The 25,422-nt window shown below is 51.8% G+C and carries 31 protein-coding genes and 1 pseudogene; 4 read left to right on the forward strand and 28 right to left on the reverse strand.

Features of this window, described 5'->3' with window-relative positions; all coding sequences use genetic code 11:
- The first annotated feature begins 87 nt into the window (after positions 1 to 87).
- The 4 genes from UC14_RS24090 to UC14_RS24105 are packed head-to-tail and all read left to right on the forward strand — an operon-like array spanning position 88 to position 3,014.
- Entirely contained in the window at positions 88 to 447 is a 360-nt protein-coding gene (locus UC14_RS24090; RefSeq protein WP_112198573.1) for a GtrA family protein, read from the forward strand.
- Positions 447 to 1,361, forward strand: coding sequence for a glycosyltransferase family 2 protein (locus UC14_RS24095; protein WP_112198574.1), 915 nt, complete (start codon positions 447 to 449; stop codon positions 1,359 to 1,361). Before UC14_RS24090 ends, UC14_RS24095 begins: the two co-directional genes overlap by 1 nt.
- Entirely contained in the window at positions 1,358 to 1,804 is a 447-nt protein-coding gene (locus tag UC14_RS24100; protein ID WP_112198575.1) for a hypothetical protein, read from the forward strand. The genes UC14_RS24095 and UC14_RS24100 overlap by 4 nt, the downstream gene beginning before the upstream one ends.
- Positions 1,791 to 3,014, forward strand: coding sequence for a DUF6056 family protein (locus UC14_RS24105; protein ID WP_112198576.1), 1,224 nt, complete (start codon positions 1,791 to 1,793; stop codon positions 3,012 to 3,014). Before UC14_RS24100 ends, UC14_RS24105 begins: the two co-directional genes overlap by 14 nt.
- Positions 3,015 to 3,043: 29 nt before the next feature.
- Here the strand turns inward: UC14_RS24105 and UC14_RS24110 are convergent, their stop codons facing one another.
- From UC14_RS24110 to UC14_RS24250, 28 genes and pseudogenes are all read right to left on the reverse strand, one after another.
- Complete coding sequence (locus tag UC14_RS24110; RefSeq protein WP_112198577.1) at positions 3,044 to 3,244, reverse strand: hypothetical protein; 201 nt, start codon at positions 3,242 to 3,244, stop codon at positions 3,044 to 3,046.
- A 36-nt stretch (positions 3,245 to 3,280) separates the two neighbouring features.
- Positions 3,281 to 4,225, reverse strand: a complete 945-nt coding sequence (locus UC14_RS24115) for a phage tail protein (protein WP_157962152.1) — start codon at positions 4,223 to 4,225, stop codon at positions 3,281 to 3,283.
- Positions 4,165 to 4,761: a YmfQ family protein gene (locus UC14_RS24120; RefSeq protein ID WP_112198579.1), complete on the reverse strand. Its 597-nt coding sequence runs from the start codon at positions 4,759 to 4,761 to the stop codon at positions 4,165 to 4,167. Before UC14_RS24120 ends, UC14_RS24115 begins: the two co-directional genes overlap by 61 nt.
- A complete protein-coding gene (locus UC14_RS24125) occupies positions 4,758 to 5,903 on the reverse strand; it encodes a baseplate J/gp47 family protein (RefSeq protein WP_112198580.1) in 1,146 nt (381 codons plus the stop codon). Before UC14_RS24125 ends, UC14_RS24120 begins: the two co-directional genes overlap by 4 nt.
- A gap of 3 nt (positions 5,904 to 5,906) precedes the next feature.
- Complete coding sequence (locus UC14_RS24130) at positions 5,907 to 6,341, reverse strand: phage GP46 family protein (RefSeq protein ID WP_112198581.1); 435 nt, start codon at positions 6,339 to 6,341, stop codon at positions 5,907 to 5,909.
- Positions 6,338 to 6,922, reverse strand: a complete 585-nt coding sequence (locus tag UC14_RS24135) for a phage baseplate assembly protein (protein ID WP_112198582.1) — start codon at positions 6,920 to 6,922, stop codon at positions 6,338 to 6,340. The genes UC14_RS24130 and UC14_RS24135 overlap by 4 nt, the downstream gene beginning before the upstream one ends.
- Entirely contained in the window at positions 6,919 to 7,980 is a 1,062-nt protein-coding gene (locus tag UC14_RS24140; RefSeq protein WP_112198583.1) for a phage baseplate assembly protein, read from the reverse strand. The genes UC14_RS24135 and UC14_RS24140 overlap by 4 nt, the downstream gene beginning before the upstream one ends.
- The gene (locus tag UC14_RS24145; RefSeq protein ID WP_112198584.1) at positions 7,977 to 9,383 is read right to left on the reverse strand and encodes a DNA circularization protein; all 1,407 of its coding nucleotides are present in this window, start codon (positions 9,381 to 9,383) and stop codon (positions 7,977 to 7,979) included. Before UC14_RS24145 ends, UC14_RS24140 begins: the two co-directional genes overlap by 4 nt.
- Positions 9,384 to 9,432: 49 nt before the next feature.
- Positions 9,433 to 11,289 carry a lytic transglycosylase domain-containing protein gene (locus UC14_RS24150; protein ID WP_112198585.1) on the reverse strand — a complete coding sequence of 619 codons (1,857 nt, stop codon included), beginning with the start codon at positions 11,287 to 11,289 and terminating at the stop codon, positions 9,433 to 9,435.
- Between the two features lie 109 nt (positions 11,290 to 11,398).
- Positions 11,399 to 11,992: a phage tail assembly protein gene (locus UC14_RS24155; RefSeq protein WP_112198586.1), complete on the reverse strand. Its 594-nt coding sequence runs from the start codon at positions 11,990 to 11,992 to the stop codon at positions 11,399 to 11,401.
- A gap of 2 nt (positions 11,993 to 11,994) precedes the next feature.
- On the reverse strand, positions 11,995 to 12,363 hold the full coding sequence (locus UC14_RS24160) for a phage tail tube protein (protein ID WP_017491266.1): 369 nt from the start codon (positions 12,361 to 12,363) through the stop codon (positions 11,995 to 11,997).
- A gap of 9 nt (positions 12,364 to 12,372) precedes the next feature.
- The gene (locus UC14_RS24165; protein WP_112198587.1) at positions 12,373 to 13,857 is read right to left on the reverse strand and encodes a phage tail sheath subtilisin-like domain-containing protein; all 1,485 of its coding nucleotides are present in this window, start codon (positions 13,855 to 13,857) and stop codon (positions 12,373 to 12,375) included.
- Positions 13,857 to 14,093 carry a DUF2635 domain-containing protein gene (locus UC14_RS24170; protein WP_112198588.1) on the reverse strand — a complete coding sequence of 79 codons (237 nt, stop codon included), beginning with the start codon at positions 14,091 to 14,093 and terminating at the stop codon, positions 13,857 to 13,859. Before UC14_RS24170 ends, UC14_RS24165 begins: the two co-directional genes overlap by 1 nt.
- 16 nt (positions 14,094 to 14,109) lie before the next feature.
- Positions 14,110 to 14,655: an ATP-binding protein gene (locus tag UC14_RS24175; protein WP_112198589.1), complete on the reverse strand. Its 546-nt coding sequence runs from the start codon at positions 14,653 to 14,655 to the stop codon at positions 14,110 to 14,112.
- Entirely contained in the window at positions 14,652 to 14,996 is a 345-nt protein-coding gene (locus UC14_RS24180) for a hypothetical protein (protein ID WP_112198590.1), read from the reverse strand. Before UC14_RS24180 ends, UC14_RS24175 begins: the two co-directional genes overlap by 4 nt.
- Positions 14,996 to 15,298 carry a hypothetical protein gene (locus UC14_RS24185; protein WP_112198591.1) on the reverse strand — a complete coding sequence of 101 codons (303 nt, stop codon included), beginning with the start codon at positions 15,296 to 15,298 and terminating at the stop codon, positions 14,996 to 14,998. The genes UC14_RS24180 and UC14_RS24185 overlap by 1 nt, the downstream gene beginning before the upstream one ends.
- 2 nt (positions 15,299 to 15,300) lie before the next feature.
- Positions 15,301 to 16,354 (reverse strand): annotated as a pseudogene (locus tag UC14_RS24190) (major capsid protein).
- Positions 16,355 to 16,463: 109 nt separating this feature from the next.
- Positions 16,464 to 16,877 (reverse strand): head decoration protein, encoded by a 414-nt coding sequence (locus UC14_RS24195; protein ID WP_112198592.1) that lies wholly within the window; start codon positions 16,875 to 16,877, stop codon positions 16,464 to 16,466.
- Positions 16,877 to 17,521 (reverse strand): DNA primase, encoded by a 645-nt coding sequence (locus UC14_RS26905; protein WP_198670110.1) that lies wholly within the window; start codon positions 17,519 to 17,521, stop codon positions 16,877 to 16,879. Before UC14_RS26905 ends, UC14_RS24195 begins: the two co-directional genes overlap by 1 nt.
- A 2-nt stretch (positions 17,522 to 17,523) precedes the next feature.
- Positions 17,524 to 18,375 carry a S49 family peptidase gene (locus UC14_RS24210; RefSeq protein WP_112198595.1) on the reverse strand — a complete coding sequence of 284 codons (852 nt, stop codon included), beginning with the start codon at positions 18,373 to 18,375 and terminating at the stop codon, positions 17,524 to 17,526.
- On the reverse strand, positions 18,372 to 19,937 hold the full coding sequence (locus UC14_RS24215) for a phage portal protein (RefSeq protein ID WP_112198596.1): 1,566 nt from the start codon (positions 19,935 to 19,937) through the stop codon (positions 18,372 to 18,374). Before UC14_RS24215 ends, UC14_RS24210 begins: the two co-directional genes overlap by 4 nt.
- A 71-nt stretch (positions 19,938 to 20,008) precedes the next feature.
- The gene (gene gpW / locus UC14_RS24220) at positions 20,009 to 20,272 is read right to left on the reverse strand and encodes a gpW family head-tail joining protein (protein ID WP_112198597.1); all 264 of its coding nucleotides are present in this window, start codon (positions 20,270 to 20,272) and stop codon (positions 20,009 to 20,011) included.
- 8 nt (positions 20,273 to 20,280) lie between these two features.
- On the reverse strand, positions 20,281 to 22,257 hold the full coding sequence (locus UC14_RS24225) for a phage terminase large subunit family protein (RefSeq protein ID WP_112198598.1): 1,977 nt from the start codon (positions 22,255 to 22,257) through the stop codon (positions 20,281 to 20,283).
- The gene (locus tag UC14_RS24230; RefSeq protein WP_112198599.1) at positions 22,229 to 22,840 is read right to left on the reverse strand and encodes an RNA polymerase subunit sigma-70; all 612 of its coding nucleotides are present in this window, start codon (positions 22,838 to 22,840) and stop codon (positions 22,229 to 22,231) included. The genes UC14_RS24225 and UC14_RS24230 overlap by 29 nt, the downstream gene beginning before the upstream one ends.
- A gap of 126 nt (positions 22,841 to 22,966) precedes the next feature.
- Positions 22,967 to 23,611: a hypothetical protein gene (locus UC14_RS24235; RefSeq protein ID WP_112198600.1), complete on the reverse strand. Its 645-nt coding sequence runs from the start codon at positions 23,609 to 23,611 to the stop codon at positions 22,967 to 22,969.
- A gap of 304 nt (positions 23,612 to 23,915) precedes the next feature.
- Positions 23,916 to 24,386: an Ig-like domain-containing protein gene (locus UC14_RS24240; protein WP_232829732.1), complete on the reverse strand. Its 471-nt coding sequence runs from the start codon at positions 24,384 to 24,386 to the stop codon at positions 23,916 to 23,918.
- A 195-nt stretch (positions 24,387 to 24,581) separates the two neighbouring features.
- Positions 24,582 to 25,001, reverse strand: a complete 420-nt coding sequence (locus UC14_RS26810) for a hypothetical protein (protein ID WP_157962154.1) — start codon at positions 24,999 to 25,001, stop codon at positions 24,582 to 24,584.
- 2 nt (positions 25,002 to 25,003) lie between these two features.
- Positions 25,004 to 25,422, reverse strand: a 419-nt coding sequence (locus UC14_RS24250) for a lysozyme (protein WP_112198603.1), incomplete at its 5' end; no start/stop codon positions are given.

Raw genomic sequence — 25,422 nt, forward strand, 5'->3', positions numbered from 1 at the left:
AAAAAAAACTAACATTCCCTTACGTTTCCTTGCCTTCTATGAATCAAATGCTACGATCCTGCAATCTCTCTTACTCCGAATCTTCTCATGTTAAAAATTTTTGTTAAGTATGCATTTATTGGTGGTCTTAATACCGCAATCCATTGGTTAACTTTTGCAGCCGTATACTACTCGTTTGGTCATGAGCAAATGATCAGTAACTTTGCGGGATTTTGCGTCGCTGTCACATTTAGTTTCTTTGCTAACGCCAAGTGGACTTATCAGGCAGAACACACAACTACAAAATACTTTCTGTATGTTGGCTTCATGGGGGCGCTTGCTCTGGCCTGCGGTTACCTGGGTGATGAGGTCGAGCTTAACCCAATATTAACCCTGATAGGTTTTTCAGCAATAAGCCTCCTTATTGGGTTCCTATACTCGACATTCATCATATTTAGGGAAGAGTAATGAAAATATCTCTTGTCGTCCCTGTCTTCAACGAAGAGGACACCGTCGCTATTTTTTATCGGACAGTCCGTGAACAACTGTCTCAGCACGAGGTGGAGATTGTTTTCATTAACGACGGTAGTAGCGACAATACAGAAAGCCTAATTAACGCGCTGGCAAAATCAGATTCGCTCGTTAAAGCGCTATCCTTCACCAGAAACTTTGGTAAAGAGCCCGCTCTATTCGCAGGCCTAGAAGCTTCAACAGGTGATGTGGTCATTCCTATTGATGTTGACCTTCAGGATCCAATTGACGTGATCCCCCGACTTGTAGAGAAGTGGCAGGAAGGTGCAGATGTTGTTCTGGCTAAACGAGCAGACAGGTCGTCAGACAGCCATTTTAAGCGTAAAAGTGCTGAGTGGTTTTATAAGCTCCATAACATGATCAGCAAGCCTAAGATTGAGGAAAACGTTGGCGATTTCAGGTTAATGTCTCGCGCGGTCGTAGAAAACATTAAGTCGCTCCCTGAACGAAACTTATTCATGAAAGGGGTTCTGTCTTGGGTCGGTGGTCGCACTGAAGTTGTCGAATACACCCGAGATGAACGCGTTGCCGGTTCGACAAAGTTCAATGGCTGGAAACTGTGGAACCTTGCTCTCGAAGGCATTACATCTTTCTCAACTTTCCCGCTTCGCATGTGGACTTATATCGGGCTTTTTGTCGCCGGGCTATCTTTCGCCTACGGTGTATATATGGTTATTGACACACTCATTTTTGGCAACCCCGTTCATGGTTACCCGTCTATTCTGGTTTCTATTCTTTTCCTAGGTGGAATTCAATTAATAGGCATTGGCGTACTTGGTGAATACATTGGGCGTATATATTTAGAAACAAAACAAAGACCAAGATATATTGTTAAAAGGAATAAGAATTGAAAGCGTTAACCCTTTTTTTCTGGCTGGGTGTTTTTATATCGATAATTATGACTATCTTGTTTTTTTTCTCATGGAATAATTACAAGGCGGTTCCACTTCCAAAGTTTGATGAAAAAATTGCCCTCTACTCAATAGATCAATGCACGCTTACAGATAAATTTTTATCCATCCACGGATGGGCAGTTTCTGAACAAGATCCAAAAAGTAAGGTTAGGATCTATGCAAAAAAAATGAATGGTTCCGAGTGGGTTAAGGTAAATTATGCCACTCAAAGCAGACCCGATGTAAGCAAGTTTATCGGAACTTATAATGCTTTTGATAAGTCAGGTTTTGAGGGGGCGATAAGAAATATTAAATTTCTTGGTGGTTTATCAGGAGATATAGCCATCACGATGGCCGATACAAGAGGAAAAGTCAGAGGGGTTATGTATGAATGCAAGTAAATGGAAGTTCTATTTTGTGACAGGTCTAATCGTAGTGTTCTACATAACCATGTTTCAAACCCTGAGATTGAGAACCAGTAATGATGATGTTTTCTTTTATAACGCACTGAATACAAGAAACGTTTTAGAATTCATGCTTTACAGATATGATACTTGGAGTGGTAGATTTACCATCGAGGGCCTACTAGCATCAACGATACATTTTAGCACTTTCTGGAAGGTTATAATACCTTCAGCATTCATACTTCTTGCCTGTTCTATAAGTCGTATTGCAACTGGCGAGATACGGCTTAATTTTGTGCTCGGTTCATCAGTTCTATTGCTTCTTGTACCTAAACTAATAAATATTGATTCTTTTTATTGGGTTACAGGTGCTTATAATTACATCATCCCATTCTCTCTTGCTACTTATTCCCTTTCCATTTTTTTAAAGCATGAACGAGGGTTAGTTAATTCTTACTTATCATTAGTGGCGTTAGTTGTTGCTGGATTTTCAGAGCAATCCGCAGTCTTTTTGCTACTAATTTGCTATAGCTTAATTGTGTTGAAAAAGGTTAAAATCTCATGGTATTCAATTGGTTTTATTATTGTATTAACCATATGCTCTGCATTCCTTTTCCTTGCTCCTGGAAATGAAATTCGGTCTTCTGCAGAATCCATTAATTGGATGCCGCAATTCTTCGAGTACAGTATATTATTAAAATTAATGTTTGGGATAGACAGGGTCGGAATGGCAATGAGTATGCCATTTAACATCCCACTTATCACTCTATGTATTGCTTTGATTTTGAAAACAAACAAAAAAGCATTAAGTAATTATATTTCATCAGCCATCATACTGTCTTATATATTTCTTAACTTTTACACAAGCTTAAAAGGCTCAGCTCTTCATTCGCATTTCTTTAATTGGCTAAGTCCTGACCTACTATATCCGTGGGCGGAAAAATTCTCGTCTATAACTGGCCAAGTTTATCTTTTATACACCATGTTGTTTATAGTTTGTATCATGTTCAGATCATCGCTATTCATAGGCGGCCTTAACCGAAGCCTTATTCCGTTGGTGGCAACATCTTGCGCATTTGCCAGCATAGTCATGATTGGTTTTTCTCCAACAATCTATGCATCATATTTTAGAATTTTATATATGTTTAACATCTGCGTTATTATTGCCACATGTAACATTATTTATATGAAAATAGAAAATGAGTGATATTGGAAGGGGGATACCCCCTTCTTTTTCTATACCTCAGCCTTGGTAAACCCTCCCGTCTTAGGGTTGTATGAATCACCAATCCCGCCAGCGGCAGGATCATCAACCCTGACGGCAATACAACCATCCGGTGGTGCCCATTCCTGAACACCGTCCCAGTCGATACGATTGATAACAATGTTTGTTGAGATATCAATCACTGCGTAAGTGTAAGTTTCATCATTCATCATGCATACTCCCAAACAATAAACATACCCTTGGTTGCATTACCGCCATAAACAGCTGCGCTGTTTGTTGCCACGCCACGCTCCGCCTCCACCCGCCCCGTAACCCGCAGCATTACCACCAGCATTTCCACCCGCAGCAATTGCCACATTACCTCCGCCGGTGCCAAAGCGTGATGGTGCCCCCTGACCAGAAGCCGCGGCGCCGCTAAATACTTTACCGGATTGCCCGAACACCCCTGGTGTTACAAAGCCACTAATGTGTCCACTTAAAGTAGGATTTCCACCTACGGCCCCGCCTCCATTTTCAAAGTAAGCCACAGTGGAAGCCTGCGCTGATGCACCACCGCCTCCGCCGCCTGGTATGCTCATTAGTGACCCGAACGTTGATGTACCACCTGCTGCGCCGCTGGCGTAGTTTAGTGCGCCAATTGCACCTATCGTGACAGCAACACTACTAAACCCGGATGTATACCATGCTTCGGCATAGCCTCCGGAAGCACCACCACTGCAACATGTACATCCGTTTGAGCCAGATGCAATACTCCCAGCACCATTACCACCAGTACCGATACCCTGAACAAAAATCTTTTTCGTTCCTGCGGTAGGCGTGTATGTGGTGCTGGCAGTGATGTATTTCACAGCTAACAACCGACCGGGTCCCGTTAGCGATAACAATGATGCTAACAATTGCGCATCATTAGACGGGTCGAGTGTTAGCCCCGCACCAGTGACGACGTTGGCTATTTCGCGCTGGATAGTATTCAGCCAGGCTGCATCGATAATCGTTGGGGGTGTCCCTGCAGCGACATTACCGTTTGTCCACTCGCCGTTAGCATCCGCTGTGGACGTTATGTTCCCAATTTTTTGCATAGAAATTCCCTCGCCAGTAAAGGCGCTGATAAAAAATTTTAAAAGATTAATGATTAATTCGAATAACCGAAAAGCACAATTGTATGAGATGGCGCAAGTGTATTGAGACGACACTCAAGCCGCTTATTTCCCCAAGAGCGCAAAGGGTCACCGGCGTAAGACTGGCCAGCCTGAGCATAGGAAATCGTTGTTTCGGGCGCTGTTACCAGCCAGGTGAAGGGCCAGTTCTCCCCGTTAAGCGCATCACCGCAGACCGACATTCCCGCCCGCGCCTGACGGTAAACCGTCACGGTAATGTCATAACCCAGCGCTTTGGCTACACCTATGAAATAAGAAGCGGACTGACCGCCCGTACTGAAAAGCTTCGAGACCACTGACTTTTGCCTGACGGCAATGCTGTCATTTTCCCCTATGGCACAATCGTCCGGGAGCCCGAGCGTTTTCTCCCAGTCGGTTAACATAATGGTTGCTGTCGCCGGGAAAGCGCCGATTAACAATGATACTGCCGCACCATCACTGTCCTGATATGACTGTGCCAGCGCCCGCAATACGGCGGTTTGAACACCATCAGTTTTGCGTGACCAAACCAGTCCGGTTGGCATTAAATTTTGCAGCGCTGACGTGTAATCTTCTAAAGTAAACCGGCTCATGTATAAGTCACCGTACCCCTTACCGGCAATTGCCCGGTCGTGGTGGTAATATTTGCCGAGGGAGAAGTCAGGATAAACCCACCCGTACCGCTGACATTACTGATGGCAATCAGCAGATCAGACAGATAAATCGTGGCCCCCTGAGGGTTGCCGGACTCGAACAACACCCCATCAATGGCAGCGGCAATCGCGGCAGTTGTTGTACTGTCAGCCGATGCCAGGCCGCTAATCGTAAAATTGATGGTCGTTTTAATTGGCGAACAGACATACACCAGTGCCGTGACGGGCTGAAGCGGGTAGATATAATCCGCCACCTTTTTTTGATCCCCGGTCGCCTTGGTGCCCGACCAGCTGTCGAGTGGGGAAATACCATCGGTACCCACGGGAAAACCATTATTCGACGTGTCATTACCGTCAATCATGATATACACGCCAACAGTACCGGCCCCCATAAGCCTGCGTACCGTCCACGCCCGCGTAACACCTGCTACGGCAAGCGCCCAGGCTTCATAGTCATCATCATTTCCGCCCTGTGGTGTATTTTGGTAGGCAAGCAGTGTCCGGGAACGGAAAGCATCTTCGGTTTCGATATCTGCGCCATCCGTAATGGCCGTGCTGATAGTCGCTATCGAGTCAACGCCTGAAATGCTGACATCCAGCGTCAGTTGGGTACCTGCCGGGGTATTCCCCGCATCGCCGCCACCCGTCGGGTCATCATTGGGATCAGGCAACACCGCAGTGATTGCGCCAGTTGCCGTGCCTGAGGACCCAATATCTACCTCCGCATCTGTCGTGTACTGGTAACCATCTCCCCGGTTTAAGACGGTACCCGCCGGAATAGCGGTTCCTGCAATGCCGGTGAAAAGGGTGGCATTGTTTGTCCCGGCGTTGGCTGCTTTTTGCGTCAGGCTTTTTAAAGCAGCCCACCCCGCAAGATTCTCATCCGTCGCGCTCCACGGCACTGACTGCTTCGCTATCCAGTCAAGATAGCCATAATGGAGGTAAGCCAGACCCGCATCCGCCGTTCCGAGGATGTTCAGATTTGAAAACCGTAACGGCGTGCCTATCCCTTTTAATTCTGATTCAATCGCGGCGAGGTTACGCGCGCGCAGCTCGGTGAGCGTTGGCCGGTTGTATGGCATCGGTTAAGACTCCCAGACCCAGAAATAACGCTTGGACACAGCGTCCTGTCCTGGCATTTGGTAGGTGATAAAAAGGTTAAGGCGATTCGGATACACGATTTGTGTGACGGGCGTAATACTGGAAACTACCCCGTCATCCGTAAGCCACTTCAGCGCCTCGGCGGCAAAGTCCTGCGCTTTGTTTGCAACGGTCAGAGTCAGTTTCTGACGACGCAACAGCCAGAGACGTGACCCGATGGAATAATCCTGATCCTGATCGCCCCACCACCCGCGGCGGTTATCGCCATCATATTCATCATCTTCCCGCGCCAGCCGGTCAGTGAAAAGACTGATTAAAATGGCTGTTTCAAGGTCATCACCCTGCTGCAGGTCACCCAATGCTTCAGCCCAGTCGCCAACAGATTGTTCAGCATTCCACACCGTTGTAATGTCAGTCATTCAACTAACTCCCCGGGTTTTTCGCTCGTAGGCGATGAACTACCACTTTGCACGTTGTTCACAACATGATCATGATTGTTGTAAGTGTCGCGCAGATTTTTCAACGTGGTGGTGTTGCTCCCAGCGTTATCAATGATGTCACCCGCGCATTTCAGCACCGGCGTGTCAGCATAGATTTCTTCTGCAGCAACAATGGTCACCCTCGTTGAGTTGATCACCGTGACCGGTTTCCCTTTGGCATCTATCTCTACCCCTGCCTCCATCAATTTAAAATGCATACCCCATAGGTTGTAGAGGATCGTTTCGCCCGGGTTTAGGCCGGTTTTACGGCTGCCCTTATGCCCGGAAGCAATCACCACGGCGTTAGACCGATCACCGGAAAGGTAGGCAATCAGTACATCAGCACCATCAGGCAAGGAGGAGGAGAAACCAAACTCCATCAGGCGGGGCGTATCGCCGCGCACTTCCATCGGCGTCTGATACTGCACTTTCTGGATCCCACCATCATCATTAGTCAGCGAGACGCTTCCCACACCGAGCATCATCATCGCCCGACGGTAAAGCGTGTTAAGCATCGTCATCTGTTCAGCTCCTGAATGACGTTGTAGAAACGATAAGGCTGGACAGAGAACGCCGCAGGCGGCATCAGTACCATCTGCGCCACCGTGCCCTGGTCATCTTTGATAAAAGTGATTTCTGCCAGCAGCCACAGCACGTCATTGATGCCCATTTTGGGGATATTGACGGGGATCAGGGTATTGGGTTCCCACAATTTGCCCGCGCTGTCGCGCCAGTTATCAATGGTGACCTGCAGAACCTTAGAGCGGCCATAACGCCTGTTCATTTCCCAGTCAATCGCCTGCTGCGCCAGCTCGGTGGTATTCATGGTGCTTTCGACAATGATGATCCGGTTACGGTATCGCATTTTGGCAACGTCCGGATCATTCGCGGTGGCTTTGGTCACGGCACCATAACCACTGTCATCGACCAGCGGGTTAACCGTCATTGAGACACCGGTGTACTCGGAAAACCGTTCATCCATCGAGGCCTCATAGGCCGCCGCTTCAATGTTGATACCCTGTGCCACGCCGCTGGCAGCTTTTCGGGTACCGACACGGGTCAGGTAGAGGCTGCCGTCCGGCAGGTCATAGTAGAGAAGCGCCGCCCAGCGTGTAATGCGGTCAATGATTTCCTGCGAGCTCTCTCCCCAGTTCAACGTGAACTGAGGGACATTTTGCATATCGGTCACGTCACTCGACACGGTGATCCCATACGGCGCGGCCAGACGCTGCGCAATCTGCAAAGGAGTAGCGCCGGTGATCACGTTGTTGTCCCATTTGGCGGAGCAGTCCACCAGGTCTTCGCACTTACTCCGCCCCGTGGCCCGGACTTCGTGCCTCGAGGCGGAAATCATCGGCGCCCACCGGTCGATGTAACCTGTAATGACTTTATCGCTCCCAAGCTTTACCACACAGGCATCGCCTTCTTTGACCAGTTGCTGACCATCACTGCCGGGAAATTCATCCATCAGCGAAAGGTCGAAATCGCTGGGAAGGTGATCAATGCTTCGGGTTACGCGGACAGAGTCCCAGCCGGAAAGCACCTTGCCACCGACGGTTAACGTCATTTCATCGTTCATGAAGAAAGCGCCCTGAAAGAAAGCGGCATAAATGCCGGATGGATGGGATCGGCCATTTTTACCAGCCCTTCCGTTCTCGCCGCATCCTGATACAACCGGTTTGCCAGGTTAAGTGCAGGAAGCACCGCGCTGAATGCCACGGTGGACACATTCGCCAGCTGCGCCCCTTTCTCCTGAAGCGTCGTTTTGACCGTTGTTTTGAGATCGGACAACGTGCTGAAGACATCGTCATAACCGGCATCAGCAGCCGCCAGTGACACCGTATCGATCGCTGTCACCACACGCTGAAGGAGTTCAGCGGCATCGTCATAGCTTACGGGCTCGTAAAGAGACGCCGCATAGGCCATTGCGCCAGCACTTAACGTGACGAGGTAAATTTGTGCAGCAGAAGCAATGCCGCTGTCGCTGCTGTCGTGCCGGTAAGTGGTATCAGAGAACGTCGCCAACGTTTCAAACAGGCGAACCAGGTCCAACCCTTTGGCCTCACTCGACAGTAATGCATTGATCACATCCTGCGCACCACTGGCATATGCCGCTATGCTGGCTGATGCCAAAAGGCTGACCGTTACATCCTGAACTTCTGCCCGATTTTCGACTGATGCCGCCATTTTCTGCGAAACCAGAAGGTCATAATTGTCCGTGTCTGCCGTCATCGTCGCGGTATTTATCGCCCCAGAAGCGGTACCGCCAACATCCCCCGTGTTGTAACGCCCATAACGGCTGCTGCCGAAGGTGGATTTCAGCGTATTGCTGAGATTCGTCGCTTCATTTGCCGTGCGCGTCACCATGCTGGTCCAGAATGAAACCGTGCTTTTAAGCGTTTTTATCGCCTGCGTCACCGTGCGTAAATCAGAATTAACCTCGGCAATAAACGTGGCTGCTGATTTTGATGCCAGCGCCAGCCAGGACGTCTGAGCAGCTGAGGCGGCAGATACTGCTCCGGTGACTGCAAAAACCCGAAAGCCGGACTCAATGACAGTGAGAGAGAATTCAAAAACGCGCTCGGAGTCTTTGCTTTCCCGTAGTTTGAGCCCGCCGTCGACAATGCTAACCGTCAATTCGCCCAGCGTAGGATGCACCAGCGTACCAGCACCCGCGCTTTCACAGGCGGCGATAAGATTATCTCGCTGTGTCATCACATCAACAGCGCTGTAGATCAGACTGGACTGGATGATGAAGCCGTTTAAGGTCAAGCGACGGGTAGAACGTCCCAAATCTTCGACCCAGACCGTATCGCGGTAAGGGTATTCATGGACGGCCTGTCGGCGGCCAAAGTTGCCATCCGCATCAATAATCGCAAAGGGCACGCCGCGAAACGAAGCCGGATGAATATGATCCTGCCAGTTCCAGCTGTCACTCGAAAATCCTAACAGCGAAGACAGCGCGTTTTGTAACAGTGGCATCCTGTCCTCCAGAAAGAGAAAACCCGCCGAAGCGGGTCAGGTTGATATGTCAGGGCAGCGGCATGGCGGTGGTTACCTTTCCGCCGGAGCCGGAGATTTTTCTACGCTCACCAGTCCGGTCATTAATCAGCGTCAGCTCAATCTCGCTTTTATTATCTTTCAACACCTTCGATAAAACGTCGGCAACTTGTTGCGCGCTGATCCCGCCACCAGCTGCCCCTGCTGAACCGGGTGTCGGTGTGTTGATGTTAGGTTCATGCTGAGAGTTAATGCTATTACCTGAATCCGACGCTGCCCCCTGGTAAGTAACGTTATTATCTGAAACTCGGTCATCTCCAACCAAAGGATCGCTAATGGTTGAAACATCGTAAAAATCTGGGAGTCCGGGCATGACCCGGTTCAGATAGTCGCGCGTCTCTTTAGGCGCGTAATTGAGCCCCAGACTGCTAACCCTGCCGGGACCCCAGTTATAGGCGGCTACTGCCTTTTTCATATCACCGCCGAACTGGGCAAGGAGATCAGATAAATAGTGGGCGGCCGCTTCAGCAGACTTTCCGGTATCCATCCGGTCAGCGCGATTATTAAGCCCATACTGCTGTCCGGTCGCCGGCATAAACTGAAACGGGCCTTCAGCGCCAGCAGGAGAAAACATATACTTTCCGCCCGCTGACTCAGCCTGATAAACGTTGTTTAGCGTGCCTTGCGGTAATTTATATTTTGACTCTAATTGTGAGAATAGTGGGCCATTCGTACCGGGTTGCTGAACACTATTTGGAGGACTGACATACAGTCCCTGCACATCCTGCTGTAACTGGCTGGCCCTATCCGTCGGGCCATAAAAACTGTTCAGTTTTTTGACCAGATCGCCGGAGGCATAGCCTAAACGGAGATCCAGTTTTTCATCCCACGACAGCGTTTTCTTGAACGCGTCATTTTTTTGAGCATCGCGCAGCCGGTCGGCCTGCTTTCCCCCGCGGTTCCACGTCATCAGGGAACCCACCGTTGCGGCATCGAACCCGTGCTGCATGATCTGCGAAGCATCATCAAAACTTTTCTGAACTATCGGGGCCTGTCCCAGCCACGCCTGCCCCTTCATCAGCATGCCATCCCACGACGCCGAGATCTGGTTTACCTGGTTATGGAATTCCAGCGCGTTCTGCACATCCTTATCTGAGAAAATCAAACCGTCACGCTGCGCCTGATCTTTAAGGCGCTGGACCTGCTCGGTGCTTTGCCGCAGGTAGTTCAGAAGATCTGGCGAGAACTGCCCTACCTGCGCAATCACAGACTGGCGAGCTGGTGTTTGTTTCAGCATGGCTCGATTCAGGTCATCCATCAGTTTTACAACGTCAGCCATACCCTCTTTGGTTTTGCTGATCTTGATGCCCATCTGCGCCATAAGGGCATTGAAGGGATCATCCCGACCGTTAAGTGCATCATTGGCACGCTGATAAAGACCGGTAACAGAGCTTTCAGCAGAATCCCGCGTTGCCCCATTTTCAATCATCGCACCGGTCAGTTCTTGATAGGCCCGGGTGGTTGCGCTGATATTTTTGGCGGTTGTATCAATTTTATAGCCGGAATCCGCATATTCCTTGATTTGTGATTTTACACCATTCAAGACAGTGGCCAGACCGCCCAACCCCAAGGTCAGGCCGCCCACCATTTTTAGCGGTGGTACAAGGTCCCCGACAAACTGGACACCATCCCGCGCATTTTTTGCCAGCTTCTCAAGACGCCCACTGACCTCATCAAGACCTTCTGCGGAACGGCGGCCGCCGAGTTGCACGACTTTTTGCGCGTCATTTAGCTGGGGAGTCAGTTTCTTCACCGCATCATCGATGTTCTGAATAGACTGAGAAACTTGATCGTCCGCTTTGAGCTGGAAATCAAACACATTAGCCATTAATCGCGTTCCTTTAACTTATTGATGCGCAATGCCTGATCCCGCCACCAGTTGAGTTTCGACCATGTTAGCCGCCCGGCCTGATCCGGGCCCCAGCCGTAGTAATACGTCACATCGGCGATGCGTTCACGCCACCTCCCGCCGTCGGGGAGAAGTTTAAAAAACCCAGCATGTAACCCTCGCAGCGCTTGTAATCCGTAAACGGCAGACGGTTAATGACCTGCGGAGGAATGCCAGAGATTTCGGCGATCAGCGCGGACATCGCCGCCAGACCGCCTTTCACTGTCTGGGTTTTATAAAACTGGTCAACCTGGTCAAGACAGGGTTCACCAAGATCGATACCTGCCCAGTTATGCTCCCCTTTGCCGTCCTGAAGGGCTTTTGGCAGCACGATCACCGTGCTGCTTTCAACCGGCATAACGGGTTCGGGGATGTAATTTAAGAAGGTGAGAAGAAATACCTCACACTGTTTGAAAGTGGTAAACGGTATGCGCCTGACAACCTGCGGCGGGATCCCCGATAACAGCGAGATAAGGAGCCCCATCGCCGCCAGCGCGCCGTCCGTTTTCTGCTTATCAAAGAACTGATTCACTTCGATCAATGCAGGCTCATGCAGTTCAATGTTTTCCCAGACCAGTTTACCGCTGGCGTCAGCCAGCGGTTTATCCAGAGGAATGACAATACTTTTTTCCTGCTCTTCCACGATCAGCTCTCCACGACTGAGAAGCTTTCCCAGCGGACATCGAATACAGCGTCTTCACTGTCCACTTCCTGTGATTCGACCGTCCACATCCCGGTACCAATAATCGTTTTACCGTTGGCGAGTTCTGCCACCACGGTGACATCGGTCATGCCGTTAAAGTCTGCCACCGTGGTACCGCCGCTGTCGCGAACCTGACAGGAGATATACGGCGCAGAAGGCTTTTCCTTATATCCATGGACACGATCCATCCCGGTCAGTGTTTCGCGTTTAACGGTTGAAGGACTGTATTTGAACTGCCCGGCGACCATGATTGTGACGCCATTGGTCGTCACCGACGCGGTGCCCGCCAGGCGGTTGGAAGTATCACCCATTTTTTTTCCTTACGCCGCGGCTTGCAGTCGGAACTGGTTGAGAAGAGCAAATACACGCAGCTGGTTGATAAGCACACCATCCCACAGCACGTCGACGCGGTTCGGATTGGTCGTGCTTTTCGTCACAACCAAACCGGCGGCGAAGGCTTTGGAATCCTGCACATATCCGTTGTACTCAAGTTGTGTGTACTGGGCGATCATCTCAGCGCGGATAATGTTCGGCGTCACAATCGAGGACCCCGGAGCGAAACGGATCCCATCGGCGGCCAGTTTCATTCGCGCAAATTTCGAGGTGACCTGCGTGCGGATAAAGCGGGTGACGAACATCAGCAGGAATAACGTTTCCACCTGCAGATAGCTGTCATCAGCATCCCCGTACTTGTTGGTCTGATAAGTAGTGATTAGATTTTCCACCTGCACCGTGCTGTCATCAGCCACAGTGAAGGTAGAAATACCGCTGTAAAGCAGGTTGTTGCGTTCGGTCAGCTCGAAACGTGAAGCCAGTGGAGGCGCCAGCACGCCGGAAATGGTGAGTGTTTGCAGAGGACGTCCCGGATCATTGCGCAGGCTACCCGCAACAGCACCCGTTACGGCCGCTGCCCAGACATAAGCTGGCGTTGGGGAGTCATAAACGCCCAGCAGTGTTGCATGCTGATCATTGCGGGCTTCACCAATGGTGGTCAACTGACCATAAGTGCCAGATACCGCTCCGAAAACGTGACCGTAAAGCTGGTAAGCGTAGCTCCATCGACCGGTGCTGTCTGACAGTAAGCTTTTCAGCGCATCCAGAGAAGTCGTGTCGGTATAAGGGGTAACGATAAAATCAAAGGTCCGATCGCCGAGATTTGCCAGGGCTGTTGTCATGTCCGGTGACCCAGCGCCGCCGGTAAATGCAGCGAGCGTAATGCCCAGACCATCAGGCGTAACTTCCCCGCCAGCGCTGCCCAGATAATTCAGCCGCAAATCGAGGGTGTTACCATGCGCGCCTTTATTTTTTGCCGTCAGAGTAATGACGCCAGCGGCAGATGCTGCTGTCACTGGTAACTCGATTTTGGCATTGATTGCTGCGGCTAACGCTGCTGCCATCGTCGTCACGGTGTCTGTACTTAAAACGGTGATCTGCACGCCCTTACCCGCGACATACAGCGAAATCACCCCGGTTTCACTCGGTGCCGTGGTCAGCGTAATAGTGCTGGTCGCCGCAGTCATAGAGGAACCATCCACCAGTGGGAGCAGGTAAATTTCACCAGAAATATCATTTGCCAGATATGCTGCAATCTGGTTATGAAGCATAGACCCGGCGCCATAAATACCGGCTGTGTTTGAGGCTGATGATTCAATAACCGGAATATTTGGATTCACCGCAGAATTCGTCAGCATCTGACCAATGATCAGGGTACGCTGCGTCGCCGTCGCGGTGTTGGCCTGCGAGTTATCGAACTCAGCAAAAAACAAGGGGGTCCTAATGTCGCTGGGGATCTGTTGAAAATTCATTAGCTCGCACTCCCGGTATCAGTTGATGCAGCAGCTTTTTCAGCGCCTGCATCGGTATTTTTTACAGCGGTTGTCGACTTCGCGGCTGCTGCTGAAGCATCAACGGTGATAACGTCACCATCACGCAGCCGGCGATCCCAAAACGTACTTTTAGCGACCTCTGCCCCTTCTTCGGGCAAAAAGGTGCCTTTAACCGGATCGCGCACTGTGCGCCCGGCTACGGGTTTAACAAACATGGGATACTCCAGAAAGTTATTGAGGCAGGTCGATGGTTACGCCGACTTCAGGCGTGCCGTCAGGTTCGATAATGGTGACATCAATCCCCTGAAGCGGGTCCGCTTCGATAGGGTAAAATTCTTCCGGGCCCTGGTAATACTCAATATCCAGTTCCATCAGCAACTGGGCAGTATGCCCTTCACCAGCGGCACTGATGTCAATCGTGGAACGCATCTGCAAAAACTGCTGAATTTGCCGGGTCAGGTCATAGCTGTTAATCACTGCCCGCTCAATTTGTTCGCGCAGCTGCTCCAGCGCCTCTTCCGCTTTTACCGCCCCGTTGTCCTGATCAAGGTCATCAAGCTCCTGCAGGCGACCGGTGATCCGGACGGTGGTCACGGTCGTAAACTGTGGCACATTACGGCCGAGGGAGTTTTTCACATCGAAAGGGGTTTGCACGAGAATGGCGGGATACATATCCTCAGACGTCGGCCAGTCGCGCGGGGAATAAACGCGGTCAAGAGCATCCGTTTTTCCCGTGAGCGCGCTGACAACGAGCCCCCGCAAAGCTGCTGCATTCATACCTTCACCCTGTTAAGAATAAGCTTTGAGCCGCCGTGGCTGTCCGGCTGGACATCGGCGATGGTGAACAACGTGTTCACCGGCTCGCCGCCGACCGTGCCGATAAACACCCGATCCCCCTTCTTCGGGGGAACGCGGAAATCACCGTCCAGCACACCCAGGACGGGAGACGTCGTGTTTAGCGTGCTGCCGTCATCCAGAGGTTCAACCTCCTGCGTATAGGCGCGGTCGAAAATCCCGCTGATGGTATAAGCCGCACCACCCGCGGGCCGGAAATCAACCGGGTCGCCAAACACCCCATGTAACGGCCTGAGCAGATGCTGATCCCAGTTGATGCTCATCAGGCCGCTCCGTTCTCAGGTGTCGGGGTTTCCGGGTCTGAGGTGGTAATGGTGGTTTGACTGTCTGTCTGGGTCACAGAAACTTCCTGCGGGCCAGCGCCTTCCAACTCCTGCTGCAAATCAGACAGAGACTTCACGAAACCCAGCGCAATGAGGCGCTTTGAATCCGCTTCTGATAACTGGACACGCGTATTCTGAGCGTATTCCTCGCCATCATGGCGAAGATGTTTTCCTTTGAGAACAACCACGCTGACCAGGTCAGCGGCCTCTGAGGCCGCTTCGCTTGTTTTATCTTTTGCCATGATCACACCACCGTCGCACAAAGGGCCGCGTTAACCCGGCTTGGGATAACGATTGGGGAAGACTGCATCATCAGAAAACGCTGGGCGGGGTCTTCTTTCAGCCAGCTTTTCGGTGCATAAGCCATCGGGCCATAGTTGAAGGCAGGATCCATAATTGCACCAAACGCTCGGGTACCCATCAGATCAGCGCCAGACATGATCACCGAACCATCGGCAAGCATCGGGGTTTCAATGCCGGTATCCGGGTCAATGAACCAGTCGTTGTAAAGCCAGAGGTCAAACTGACCCCAGCGCCCTTTGTATACCGCGCCCTTCTGCACCCGCGCGCCGGCGTCAATCTGATTGCCGAACGGGCTCAGTGCAGGAAACACAATGGCGTTGTCTTTGATGGTGGTGTCCAGACGAAATGCCTTCCAGGACTTGTTGGTGAAAACCAGATCAGTCGGCGCAGCGCCAGACTTTTGCAATACCAGCGTCTGCCAGGTTTCAATGTCGTCAGAGGGCTGGGTGTTTGTCGCACCGGCGGCGAGACTCGTCGGCCATTTATCAGAACCGCTGAGGGCAATGGTCAGGGAGGGGTCGCGGCCAAAGTCAACGACAGTGGTCGGGAAGCCTTCGCCTTTAATGGTGACGGTACCGGTAGACAGCGCACTGCATCCCATCCACTCGAGGCGACGATTCAGAATATCGATCTGGTCACTCATCTCGAACTGGATGTTCAGCATTTCACGTTCCGCAGCGGTGTCATTCCCCCCCAATGCGCTCGCCAATCTGGCGGCGGATAGGTTTACGCAGATCGGGTGCGCGCTTATCTTTGATGTAAGCAGGCTTGAACTTGTCGGTCTGATAGCGGCGGCTTTCGACCAGCTTACCTTCGACTAAAGGCGAGCAAAACGGCGCCATACGACGGAGACCAACGTCTACATCGATCGCCACATATTCATCGTTGCTGGTCTCGATGTTTGGGAAGAAACGGTCGAGGATCCAGTTTTGTGACGTCATCAGGTTAGGAACCAGCCCGACGAGCGTCACCGTATCGTAAATAGATTGAGACATAGCGTGTTCTCTCTGTGTCCCGGCCAGCTGGTCGGGATAAAAAATGGATGCATAACGCCCTGCCCGGTAAAGGGCATGCGAAGAAAGCGATTTAAAGGGGAACTACGTTTTAGCTGGCAGGTGCCTGAACGCTGTCACGCAGGAAAATACCGTAAGGGCGGAGTGCCGTTTTAAGCGCGGCCAGCGTCCAGCTCGCATCAAAGGTAATGCGGTTTTTGTTGATTTCAGCCATCAGATATACGCCGGCTAACGTGTCCGCAGCGGTGGCATCCACATCATCGGCCAGAATAGCCTGCGGAACCTGACTACCGTCGGTTGCTGTCGCCACACTCAGGGTGTACTTCCCGGAGGCAGTGATCACCCCCAGCACGGTACCGCGCTTATAGGTTGCCGAACTCCCCGTCAGAATCGTCACCGTATCAGAGACAACCTGCAAAGGGCCGGACAGCAACTGATCCGGAATGAAGGTGTCATGTTGAACGCCGGGCACCCAGGCGTTTTGTCCTACCTGATTCACAGTCATTATTTTTTACCTTTTACTTGGTTGTAGAGAGCAGCCGCACGAGATACCACCGAGTTTGCAGAAGGACCACCGTTGTCAGCGTTACCCAGCTGGTGGTTTTCAACTTGCGACATGCGTTCATCCAGTGACATGCGACGAGGCTGCGACGCGACCGGCGCTGGACCAGAACTCGCCATCACCCGGATTGCTGCAGCGGAACTCATGCCGGTGGTAATCGCCAGTGAAACGGCCAGAGGGCCTTTACCCGCGGCATATTTACTGCCGAGAATGCGGGAAATGCGATTGCGCTCGGCGCGGCGACCCTTTTTGACGTCACGATCATCTTCATCATCGTCACCGTCGTTTTCATCGCCTTCATCTTCATCGGCATCCGCATCGTCGTCGTCATCATCAGCGCGGCGACCTTTGGCCTTCTTAGACTTTTCCTTGTCCTTATCATCTTCGTCGTCAGAATCATCACCATCATCTTCTTCTGCACGCTGAGATTTTTTGGACTTGTCTTTATCATCCTGATCGTCGTTGTCGTCCTCTTCCGCACGACGGCCTTTGGCCTTTTTGGACTTTTCTTTTTCGTCTTCATCATCTTCGGACGCATTGGCGCCACGGCCGAAAAGGTGACCAAAACCTCTGATTTTCATTGACATCTTTACTCTCCAACTAATTGTAATAAATCGCGGAATGCCGCATCAGGCGAGGCCACTTGATCAGCCAGCCCCAGTTGCACACCGTCGGCGCCAAGAAAACAGGCGGCTTCGGTATCCCGGACGGTTTTCTCTGTGATCCCGCGATTGCGGGAGACGGTACTCACGAACAGACGCCCCATTTCGTCAATATCTGACTGAATGGCTTTACGCGCCGTTTCGCTTAAAGGTTCATACGGATTGGACTCTGCCTTGCGGTCACCGTAAGTAATGATGGTGACCTGCAGCCCGTCATTTTTGATTTTCTGCGACCAGTCAACGTGCATCACAATGACGCCGACAGAACCGACGCCGCCGGTTCGCGGCACGATTATCTTGTCCGCCGCACTCGCCAGCGCGTAAGCCGCGGAATAGGCGTTTTCGGATAAAATGGCCCAGACCGGTTTACTGCCGCGCGCGGCATAAATCTCGTCAACGAGGTCAAAACACCCCGCGACTTCGCCGCCGGGCGAATCAATGTCCAGGCAGATGGCTTTCACTTCACTATCATTCAGCGCCCGCAGGAAACAGGCGCGGATGCCGTCATAGCCAGTCATCCCGCTGTAGGGCCGTAAGGTGCCGAGTTTCTGCACAAGCGTCCCCTGAACCGGAATAATCGCGATACCTTCCACCACGTCATAACCCGTATCACGGGCCGGTCGGGAGAATGAATCATCTTCGTCATCCCAGTCAGACATTGACTGAATGCGCGTCAGGCCAAATCGGTCATTCAGCGCCGCCATGACCACTTCAGCCTTTCGGGGATGCAGCGCCAGCGGCGTGTTAAACAGGCGCTGCGCTAAGTGCGGTAAATTCACTGTGCCTCCGGATCTTTAATTGTTTGAGGTGCAAAGGTGTCCGCCTGCGCCCATGTTGGTACAGGTAATCCGCGTTCTTGGAAGGCTTCGATTTCGCGGGCGCGCTGATCGAGAAGCTCTTCCCAGTCTTCGCCGACGTTTTCTGAGACTTCCATTTCCAGCGTTGACATGCCGGAATCCATGCCGAGGATTGCGCCTTTTTTCTCAGTAACGGGGTCAACCCAGCCGCGACCGGGCCCCATCCACTGCGCACGGCAATACGCCGCTTTGGCCGCCAGAAATTCCGGCGCACCAGCAGGAAGAGGCACCTCACCAATATCGTGGAGCTCTTCAATAAAGCTGCTGAAGATAGGCTGGGCAAAGCCGCTGGCAAAATCATCGCGGCGGCGCGTCAGGGTTTTCCAGGCTTCCAACATGGCTGAACGGGCTGAGCTGTAATTCACATCAGACCAGTCCTGCGTTAACTGCTGGGTTGAAATACCCAGGGCTGCGGCCACGTTACGTAATGCTGCGCTTTCGAACGCCGCAAAGTTACTGGTTGGCCGCGCTGCGTTCACGGTGTCTATCTTTTCACCCGGCGCAAGGATTGGCATCCGGGCGCCACTTTGCAAAGAGATGCGTTTATCATTGTGATACTCGGTACGCATGTCCTGATAAGCCAGTACGTCATCAGTCTGCAGTGAATCAGCGAACAGGCCAGGGTCATAAGGCGAGGTGATGTACGCACCAAACACGGCGTTGAGGATTGAGGATTCCAGCTCTACCTCGTCGTATTTGATCAGCATTTTCAGACGCTGAACGATAGGCGTAAAAATACTGCTGCCCCGATGCTGAGCGGCACGATCGCCATCAAAGTCATGCACGACAATCGGCCGTCCCCATGCTGTTTCACGCCTGACACGCTCCCACGTCATGGTTTTTTCAGCGCTCCACCAATCGCCCATGTGGGCTTTGCGGATGTGATACGCCACTGGAACGCCGTCATCGTCAATTTCTACACCGCCGCGAATGTTCAGCATGTCGAACACCTGCTGCGGGTTGCTCAGCCGGTCCGGATCAATAATTTGTATAGTCGTCGCATAACGCGCGCGACCGTGTCCTAGCCGGTCAGTCCGATACTGCAAAACTGCCAGCGCATCGCCGTCCACCAGTTTGTGGCGAAAAGCCAGACGCAACATCTGGGAAACCGTTTTTTTTCGCTCAACGTCGCAATAGCGTCCGGGGTCATTTGCCCAGTTACGCCACGCCGCCTCAACGGCCCGACCGTACTCATCCGCCCATTTGGCATCAAAAGCTTTCAGGCCGGTTTGAAGTGCAAGCGCGCGATAATCGACTTTAGCGATCGGGCGAAAATTAGCCCCAACCGCATTGTCCAAAATGCGGGTAACGCTGCCTGATGCCCAACCGTCATTACGGGCCATGTCGCGAACACGGGAAACAATGCGATCGCGGTAGATATTGACTTCATTATCCGGCGACCAAAGCGCGGGCTGCCAGTTCGCCATCGCGTCGCTGAAGGAATCCGCAGCGTCGTAAGGCACGCGGCCGGATCCGTTCAGCATGGATGCTTTTCGGTTTGATGGGGGTAATGGCCGCCCGTTTGGCCCGAGAATTCTGACCTCTCCGCTTTTCATCAATACCGAAACCTTAACGTCACACGTGGACGTTTAACGATGCCTAACTGAGCCTGAAGAAGCTGGATCAGCGCGGTGAGCTGTCCAATATCTGTCTGTTGATAAGCGACCGAGCGCGTGCCGTCGCCCTGCGTGTAAGAGAAAGAGACCCCCTTCACACCCGTCGAAAGCTCGAGATATGCCTGCTGTGCGCTGGTCAGCGCAGCCTGTAATTGGTCACGCGTCATCGCACCAGCCAATAGACTGGAGTTTGGATTAAACATAGAGGTCCTTAAGCGAGGCGCTTATGCAAAGGTTTACGCTGAGGTTTCTCAGGTTCAGAGATAATGACGCCAGGCAGGCGCAGGTTTTGTTTTTCCTCGGGATCGACCGGCGGTGGTAAAAGTTTACCAGCGTCTGCAGTAATGCTCTCTGCCAACCCGTTGAGTTTCAGCCCCATATACATCAGACCGCACAGCGCGCCGTAAGAATAGACCCGGCAGTCCAGCGCTTCGTTTGCCCTCCCCGGCAACTGCTCCCAAACGCGGTATCGTTGTCCACCCGCTGTTTTTGTCACCGAGCGCTCAGCCAGTAACTGACCGAAATAGTTAAGATCACGATCCACAGGAAAATGCATAAAGCCTGCTGAGGCGATCCCGGCTTCCGGAGGCTCAATATGCAACCTGGCCCGAACAGAATCTTTTGCCGCATTGACGCCCAGGATGATTGGTCGGAACTGCGCTTTACTGCGAGACGTAGGCTTTTTGGTCGGCCAGACCGGGGAGCGCTTGCCCCCGCGGGCGGACTCCCCTTTAATGGCCCAGATCCGACGACCCAGACGCTCTTTGGCAAACTCATACACTTTTTGTGTGTGGTGGCCGCCGGAGTCCATGCAGGCCGCCATTAACGTAAAACCGCGGCCGTCGGCGCGACGCCATACCTGCTTGAGATAGGCATCAAGCCTTTTCCACGGTTCATCGGTTTCGAGGTCACCTTCGATAACGTCATAGGCAATCGACCAGCTTTCTTCGTTGCGGCCCCACCCCACCACTTCAATCTCAAAGCGCCCGTCCTGCGTATCAATGCCGGCAGTGATCGCCGCCACGCCGTCAGGCACTTCAGCGGCGTAAACCTCACACCGCTCAACCAGTTTTCTTTCACTTAGGGCTTTTTCGCCGCGGTCTTCGTAGACTTCCCCCAAGACCAGGTTGATAAACGTCTGACGCATCAGCGCATCGTCCTTCACCCTCAACCATTCGGCCACCAGGTGTTTCCAGGCGGCATTCGGAAAAAGACTGTAACCCGCCCAGATATGAAATCCTGCGTGCCCCTTAAAAGGCCGCGTGGATCGCCACTCTCCCTGCTTCACCATCACTGACAGGTCATTGTGATGGATCACGCACCCGGAGTGCCGGCAGACGTAGTAGGCCGTTTCCGGTAAACCATTTCCCTCTTCGTCTTTATCCCACTTGATGCCGTATGGCGTATCCGGGCCGCCCCATTCCAGAACCTGAAACTCACCGCAGTGCGGGCAAGGTACGTTAAATTTTCGCTGATCGCTCTCGCCATACGCCTTTTCAATACGTGATATGCCCTTCACCGTTGGGGTCGAGCCCAGCACTATTTTGCGGTTCCAGAAGGTTTCGGAGCGTTTGATACCCAGAGCAATCTGGTCACCCTCAGTACCGGCACCGCCGGAGGGATACCCGTCAACTTCATCGAACAAAATCACGCGGCAGGTGATACGACGGAAACCACCGGGGCTGTTAGCGCCCACCAGCGTCAGGTTTGAGCCGTTGAGAAACTGCTTTTTCAGGATGGTTTGGTTACTGTCTTTTGCCTTACTGTCCCCGGCGATTGCTGCCAATACCGGAGTATCACGTAGCATCGGCGCTATTTCGGTTTTGCTGTAATCCTCAGCATCTTCTACGCGAGGCTGCACAACCAATATCGGTGAAGGATCATGCTGGAGGTAATAGCCCACAACATGATCGAGAATTTTGGTGTAGCCCACACGGGCCGATTTCATTACCGAGACTTGGGTCACCAACGGGTCGGTGATGGCATCCATCATGCCATCCTGATATCCGAAGGAGCGAAACCGGCCAGTCTGCGCGCTGGTCTCTTTCGACAACACTGCGAAGGTATTGGCCCACTGGCTTAATGACAGCGGTTCAGGTGGGGCAATATCTGCACGTCGCAACTTTAACTCTGTGACAAAATTCCTCCAGGCGGCTGAGTTAGTCGGCACCTCGTTTGTCATCTGCATCAAGGCTCAACTCCTCCATTGCCTCATGAACCACCTCCTGCAGCGCCGACACGAACTCTGCATCACTGGTGGTCGAGGCAAGCACCCGCAAGCGGGGGCCATGTTCGGGAGCAATCGCGATCAGACGGGTACGCATACGGGAATATTCCTGACCTACAGCGGCGATCATATCCTTATAAGGTAAGACCTGTCCGGACTTGATTTCGTACTCGAGCTGCGTGAGGAGCGCCAGAAAGTTTTCTTTCAGGGTTCGGGCTTCATCCAGCGTCATTTTAGCGCCGCTGTCGGCGATCATGCGCTCGACGATTTTTGTCGGCGACTCACTGTGATCTGCTGACGATTTGTTACCCAAGTTGTTACCCTTGGACTTGTTACCTGCTCTGTTACCCTGTTTATTACCTGCGGCACTTTTATCGTTTTTTTTCTCAGTCCGGGTAACAGTTTTTCGGTACCGTTCGATGTTGGCATTTGATGCCTTCACATCGATGTCATCACCATCAAGAACCAGCCAACCACGGGCTTTCCAGGTGGTTACCGTCTTGCGGCTGACACCATGTAGTTTGGCAAAATCTGACTGGTTCATGTGTTACCTCAGTTGTTACCTGTTACCCAAATTTCAAAATCCCATAGCTAGACGCAGAACGCGGCGCGCAATGCCCGTGCAATAGAAAGGACTGAGGAAGGACCCATTTTTTATTGAGATACATTCTCACTTGGCGGTCTTCAACGCCTCACTGATCGCATTGCTTATCGCTCCCGGCATCAGCGTTGCAGCCATCTTCTCTGCCCTGTCCATGTATCCCAGCGTGGGCTTAACGGGGAGAGCATCACCAAACCGAATCAGCAACTTCGGCATTGGGTTCTTCTCACGCTCACGGCGCGTGCCATTAGCTGAGCGCTTCTGGCGCTTCTTACCCTTCTTGCTCTTTTTCACTTTCACCCGCTGCCAGACACCGTTGATTCCATCGATATCCCCGATAAACACGTTTGACTTTGCCTTGAGTTGGGAGAGCTTATTGCGTCCTAAGTTGCCGTACTTGTTCAGTTTTACATCTTTGGGATTTAGCAGCACATTTCCATTGAGCTTATGTACACCACCGAACTCGAGCGGCTCCAGATAACCGGCAGCAATATCACGGACAAAGACTGTAGCAGTGAGATTGTCACGTCGAGCACCGACAGATCCAACAGCGTTCACCGTGAAGGGTGTTGGACTCTCAAGCTTACGCTGGAAAGCGGTTTTCTCTGCTGCAGCTATTTGACGAGCGACGCTGGTCAGCGCTTGTGCAGTGGCGAAAGGTATTTGTTTTTTTAACGACTGAAGTTTTACAGAAAGGTCTTTGATATCGGCCACGGGTCACCACGTGAAATTTCTTCAATGGACTTGTTTTCGCCAATCTCAGGCATAGGATTGATCTGGGTATTACACACACAGAAAATAGGGAAAAAATGAAGAGAATAATCTTTGCCTTACTCGCTTTAGCTTTGACACTTCCAATGTCATCAATGACCTTTGCAAAAGGTGGTCATTACTATCCGAGCCACGGCTCATCACATAAAGGAGGAAAATACTACAATCCGAGCACTGGAAACCATTATGTGAAAAGACATTAATCATCAGTATTTGAGCCACCTTATATAGGTGGCTCATGAAAGGCTCAAAGGTATTTATCTTTCAGTGCAACCAGATCGGCTTCTGCGTCTTTGCCCAGAACTTCGATACCGTGTTCGATGAATGCGACCACTTTTTTGAAATCGTCTTTCAGTGCTTCCAGCGGGGATAAGGCGACAGGCGCGGTGTCCGCTGCTGGAATTGGGTTAACCACTTCGGCTACTGGCGCTGGAACCGCGACGAAATAAACCTGAATGCTCGCCGTGGTACCGTCAGCGGCTGTTGCCGTTAACGTGGAAGCACCAACAGTGGAACTGACCACGCTCACAGTAATCTGACCGTTTGCATCAGTCAGTGCGCTCGATGGGGCAACCGTAGCGCCATTGTCGGCAGTAAAATTCACCACGGCACCTGGCTGAACTGCATCGGCATTATCGGTTAAGGTAACTTGGACTGTGTTTGCCGCCGCGCCATTTGCCAGCATGCTGGTGATAATCGAAACGAGTGCTAATTTCACGGTATTTTCCTTCGGTTGGGATTCAGTCGATGGGACTGGTGTGTAGAAAAAGGCTTTAATGCTTGCCCATAGGCGCTTAATCATTTCTGTCTGGCCTCTTCAATTTGCTTAATGCCGCTGATCTGGACATTGCAATTCTGAAGGTCCGTCAGCAGCAATTCGTTCCACTGCAATGATGCGCCCCAGGTTAAAGGCTCACTTGGTGGAGGTGATGGCTGGCAGAACGCCAGCAGGCTGGCTGGTATCGGCGTTACCGGCACTTTTACGTACTGCGTTGTAACGGTTGAGCACCCGGTCATTTGCGCGAGCAGGCACAACAACAGGAGCACAAACATCGCCCGCAAGAGCAGCTTTGATGTCATTCTGGGCTGCCTGTGAGTCCAGTGTGTTCGCGTGTTGCTCATTCAAAGTTGCCCCTGCGATAGTGTTGAAGATGTTTATGGCAAGTGACTGTGCATTCAGGGTGAATTCCGCTGAATTTTTTGCCTGAGTGGCTACTGAGATTTCCTGCTGCTGGCTGATGGTCTTGCCGTAATAATGAAAGGCCACCCATATCAGGATGCTGACAATCAGAAAGAATGAAACAGTGATTACTATCCGGGCCCACTTAAACATCGTTAACCCTCCATGCCCCAGCATGTCAGCTCGCTTTCCTGATCGCGGCGAATGACCTGTCCGTAACAGTTATTCGCGCTGATATTGCAATCCCTCCCGCCATCGCGAACCCAGCGTTTTATCTCAGCGCATGCCCCGAGCCGGTCGGCAGCGTTCAGTTTCCTGTAAAAAGTGGAGGTAAAGCATTTCGCCGGACCTATGTTCCACGGACAGAATGACGCTATCCCGACTTTTTGCGGCTCAGTCAGTGGGACGTGAATGTTTTTATCAACCCATGCCAACGCCTTTGCCTGCTCGGCTTTATCGATAACGTCACATTGGTTCTGGGTGAGACGCATACCTTTAAAAACTGGTTTGCCATTTACCGTTGTTACACCACCGCATATTGTCCATTTCCCGCCTTGATCCTGATAAGCAATCA

Origin of the sequence: Rahnella sp. NRRL B-41462 (genome assembly GCF_003263525.1) — a bacterium.
GTDB classification, from domain to species: domain Bacteria; phylum Pseudomonadota; class Gammaproteobacteria; order Enterobacterales; family Enterobacteriaceae; genus Rahnella; species Rahnella aceris.

Bases quoted from the DNA above. Each gene is read 5' to 3' on its own strand.
- UC14_RS24090 (WP_112198573.1), top strand. From the start codon at position 88: ATGTTAAAAATTTTTGTTAAGTATGCATTTATTGGTGGTCTTAATACC.
- UC14_RS24095 (WP_112198574.1), top strand. From the start codon at position 447: ATGAAAATATCTCTTGTCGTCCCTGTCTTCAACGAAGAGGACACCGTC.
- UC14_RS24105 (WP_112198576.1), top strand. From the start codon at position 1,791: ATGAATGCAAGTAAATGGAAGTTCTATTTTGTGACAGGTCTAATCGTA.
- UC14_RS24110 (WP_112198577.1), bottom strand. From the start codon at position 3,244: ATGATGAATGATGAAACTTACACTTACGCAGTGATTGATATCTCAACA.
- UC14_RS24120 (WP_112198579.1), bottom strand. From the start codon at position 4,761: ATGAGCCGGTTTACTTTAGAAGATTACACGTCAGCGCTGCAAAATTTA.
- UC14_RS24125 (WP_112198580.1), bottom strand. From the start codon at position 5,903: ATGCCATACAACCGGCCAACGCTCACCGAGCTGCGCGCGCGTAACCTC.
- UC14_RS24130 (WP_112198581.1), bottom strand. From the start codon at position 6,341: ATGACTGACATTACAACGGTGTGGAATGCTGAACAATCTGTTGGCGAC.
- UC14_RS24135 (WP_112198582.1), bottom strand. From the start codon at position 6,922: ATGACGATGCTTAACACGCTTTACCGTCGGGCGATGATGATGCTCGGT.
- UC14_RS24140 (WP_112198583.1), bottom strand. From the start codon at position 7,980: ATGAACGATGAAATGACGTTAACCGTCGGTGGCAAGGTGCTTTCCGGC.
- UC14_RS24145 (WP_112198584.1), bottom strand. From the start codon at position 9,383: ATGCCACTGTTACAAAACGCGCTGTCTTCGCTGTTAGGATTTTCGAGT.
- UC14_RS24150 (WP_112198585.1), bottom strand. From the start codon at position 11,289: ATGGCTAATGTGTTTGATTTCCAGCTCAAAGCGGACGATCAAGTTTCT.
- UC14_RS24160 (WP_017491266.1), bottom strand. From the start codon at position 12,363: ATGGGTGATACTTCCAACCGCCTGGCGGGCACCGCGTCGGTGACGACC.
- UC14_RS24165 (WP_112198587.1), bottom strand. From the start codon at position 13,857: ATGAATTTTCAACAGATCCCCAGCGACATTAGGACCCCCTTGTTTTTT.
- UC14_RS24170 (WP_112198588.1), bottom strand. From the start codon at position 14,093: ATGTTTGTTAAACCCGTAGCCGGGCGCACAGTGCGCGATCCGGTTAAA.
- UC14_RS24175 (WP_112198589.1), bottom strand. From the start codon at position 14,655: ATGAATGCAGCAGCTTTGCGGGGGCTCGTTGTCAGCGCGCTCACGGGA.
- UC14_RS24180 (WP_112198590.1), bottom strand. From the start codon at position 14,996: ATGAGCATCAACTGGGATCAGCATCTGCTCAGGCCGTTACATGGGGTG.
- UC14_RS24185 (WP_112198591.1), bottom strand. From the start codon at position 15,298: ATGGCAAAAGATAAAACAAGCGAAGCGGCCTCAGAGGCCGCTGACCTG.
- UC14_RS24195 (WP_112198592.1), bottom strand. From the start codon at position 16,877: ATGACTGTGAATCAGGTAGGACAAAACGCCTGGGTGCCCGGCGTTCAA.
- UC14_RS26905 (WP_198670110.1), bottom strand. From the start codon at position 17,521: ATGTCAATGAAAATCAGAGGTTTTGGTCACCTTTTCGGCCGTGGCGCC.
- UC14_RS24215 (WP_112198596.1), bottom strand. From the start codon at position 19,937: ATGCTGAACGGATCCGGCCGCGTGCCTTACGACGCTGCGGATTCCTTC.
- gpW (WP_112198597.1), bottom strand. From the start codon at position 20,272: ATGTTTAATCCAAACTCCAGTCTATTGGCTGGTGCGATGACGCGTGAC.
- UC14_RS24225 (WP_112198598.1), bottom strand. From the start codon at position 22,257: ATGCAGATGACAAACGAGGTGCCGACTAACTCAGCCGCCTGGAGGAAT.
- UC14_RS24230 (WP_112198599.1), bottom strand. From the start codon at position 22,840: ATGAACCAGTCAGATTTTGCCAAACTACATGGTGTCAGCCGCAAGACG.
- UC14_RS26810 (WP_157962154.1), bottom strand. From the start codon at position 25,001: ATGTTTAAGTGGGCCCGGATAGTAATCACTGTTTCATTCTTTCTGATT.